Origin of the sequence: Agarivorans sp. (assembly GCF_050295395.1) — a bacterium.
Taxonomy (GTDB): domain Bacteria; phylum Pseudomonadota; class Gammaproteobacteria; order Enterobacterales; family Celerinatantimonadaceae; genus Agarivorans.
In genome coordinates this window covers 1-2,507 of sequence record NZ_JBNKPP010000174.1, presented here as the reverse complement: position 1 = coordinate 2,507, position 2,507 = coordinate 1, and the positions used below count along the sequence as shown (strand labels likewise).

3 protein-coding genes are annotated in these 2,507 nt (G+C 48.5%); 2 read left to right on the top strand and 1 reads right to left on the bottom strand.

Features of this window, described 5'->3' with window-relative positions; genetic code table 11:
• Window positions 1–203, bottom strand: a 203-nt coding sequence (locus tag ACQY6Q_RS10535) for a PmbA/TldA family metallopeptidase (protein WP_427981144.1), incomplete at its 3' end; no start/stop codon positions are given.
• Window positions 204–378: 175 nt separating this feature from the next.
• On the opposite strand from ACQY6Q_RS10535, the gene yjgA reads away from it, so the two are divergent.
• Window positions 379–912 carry a ribosome biogenesis factor YjgA gene (gene yjgA / locus ACQY6Q_RS10530; RefSeq protein WP_011625015.1) on the top strand — a complete coding sequence of 178 codons (534 nt, stop codon included), beginning with the start codon at window positions 379–381 and terminating at the stop codon, window positions 910–912.
• Window positions 913–940: 28 nt separating this feature from the next.
• A partial coding sequence (locus ACQY6Q_RS10525) for an Ig-like domain-containing protein (RefSeq protein ID WP_427981141.1) occupies window positions 941–2,507 on the top strand: 1,567 nt, incomplete at its 3' end.

Sequence of the window (2,507 nt, the reverse complement as noted above, 5' to 3'; positions counted from 1 at the left end):
CGATAAACCGTAATCCCTAGGGCGCCATCTTTATTAAATTCAACTGTTTCCACTTCTTTTAAGCGGGTTGAAACCGATAATCCCTGTTGTTTACTGATCGCCACTTCGGCGGCATTTGTCCCTAATTTATTGGCATATTCGAGGGCCACGGCAACCGCATCTTTCAGCGCGGTCAATTCACTATCGATTCTGTTCAAAGACACAAAGCTACTCTTTCGTTGTCGGCAATGGCGTTAGCATAACAAACACCCATGCCATTCTCATTATTTATTGCGCGCTTATTTCGTCAATCTCAGCCATGGCGCACGCGCTTTCGTTAGGCGATTTTTGGCGGGAGATGTTATTATTAGGCCGTTATTTAACTGAGGTTTTATCTATATGAAGATTGTTGGTGATTCAGAGCATTTTAAACAACCCTATGACAGTGACGAAGAGTATGTCAGCAAAACCGAGGACAAGCGTGACTGCGAAGCTGCTCAAAAAGTCGGTATGGAATTGGTGTCGCTCAGCAAGACCCAGCTAGATAAAATCGAGCTGGACGAGCACTTATACGACAGCATCCAGCAAGCTCATAAGATTAAGCCGAAGACCGAAGCCTATCGCCGCCATATGCAATATATCGGTAAGTTGATGCGTAACGTCGATGTGGAGCCGATTAAAGCCGCGCTCGCTATCGTACTGAACAAAAACAACAACGAAACCGCTAAGCTGCAAATGTTCGAGAAAATGCGCGAGCGTTTACTGAGCCAAGGCGACAGCGAAATTCAAACCTTAGTGGAACATTACCCACAGTTGGACAGACAGAAGCTGCGTACCTTAGTGCGCCAAGCCACAAAAGAGTTGGCAAAAGGCCCTGAGTCCAAATCATCTAAAGAGCTGTTTAAATACCTACGCAGCGAAATCCAAGACTAACCATTCAGCCCAACAAGGATGTTTGCTTATGCGATTTAGCAACACGTTTTGCAATCTTACTTTGCTTTCTATTGGCTTATTTGGACTTTGGGGCTGTAACGGCCCTTCTGACGAAGATAACGGTGGCACAGATGCCAGCGACGGTACTTACAAACTGTCTATCGACTTTAAAACCCTATCGGGTAGTCAATGTGGCAGTTTTACCTCACTTCAAAGTTTCCCTAAAGACGCAGGTTTTTGTGCTGTTGCCAAGTTAAACAAAGGTTCGGCTAAGGTCAGCAATCAGAGAGTTAATTTTACGAGCGACCTTGGGGCGTTAACACCGGAAAGCAAACTCACAGATAGCAACGGTGAAGCCGTTGTGATTGTGAGTAATCCAGATTTGCTTATCAATGCTGGCACTATTACAGCGACCACCACTCCGAATGATTCCAGCACAGCGCTATCGGCGACTCGTAACTTTGAATTTACAGGGATTATCGACGGCACTGGCGCATCCATCGCTCCAAAACTGACTGCCAGTATTCAAAGCGGCGCGAATGTAGTGACTCGCTTTAAAGTCGATGAAGCCGTGCAACTGCAAGCCATTTTCCTCGATGCCGAGAGTAACGGCATTGCCGATGCTGAGGTCACCTTTAGTGCGGGTTCGGCTACCTTAACCCCTGCCAGTGCACTAACAAATGATAAAGGTATTGCCCAAGTCAGTTATACCCCGAGCGCCACCGAGTTAGGGGCAAACGCCTTAACGGTAACAGTGGAGTATCAAGGGCAATCGCTACAAAGCAGCAGCTTATATGAAGTGCTCAGCAAAGATGCCGTTAACGAATCCGGCACCTTAAAATTAGGCTCCTTTAATGGCAGCAGTTTTACGGAAGGAAAACTGGCCAGTACGTTAACGGCACAGGCCGATGGCAGCTATAAAATCAGCGCGGGCGGCAGCTTTGGCGTGACCGCAAGCTTAGTGTTAGAGGCCAGCGATGGCACTATCACTCGCGTACAGGCGCCGTCATCCATCAGTTTTAGCTCTGACTGTACTGCCAGCAATAATGCGAGCTTAGACACGCCTGTCACGACCCTATCGGGTAATGCCAGCTCGACCTTCCAAGACACCAGTTGCAGCGGGAATAGCGAACGTAACGATCAAATCGTCGCGACCACAGTCGTGGGTAATCAAACGCTGACGGCGAACTTCCCCTTTACACTACAACGCCAAACCTTAGCCAGTCTTAGCTTTGAAGCAGCAGAACCTAACCAAATTCGTATTAAAGGTGCGGGCGGAACTGGGTCGAGCGAATCATCACTGGTGAGCTTTAAAGTCACCAGCGCCAATGGCCAGCCCGCAGCCCAGCAAAAGGTTAGTTTTAGCTTAGATACTGTGGTCGGCGGTTTAAGTTTTGCCAATGGCAGCGCCAATGCCGAGGGGCAAACAAACGCCCAAGGTATCGCCAGTGTGCGTGTGCTTTCGGGTACTGTTCCGACCCCAGTTCGTGTGGTCGCCAGCGCAGTGGATGCCGATACCAAGGAAGTGATCACTAGCCAATCTGAGCAATTAACGGTTAATACTGGCCTGCCACAGCAACTTGGCTTTAGTCTTT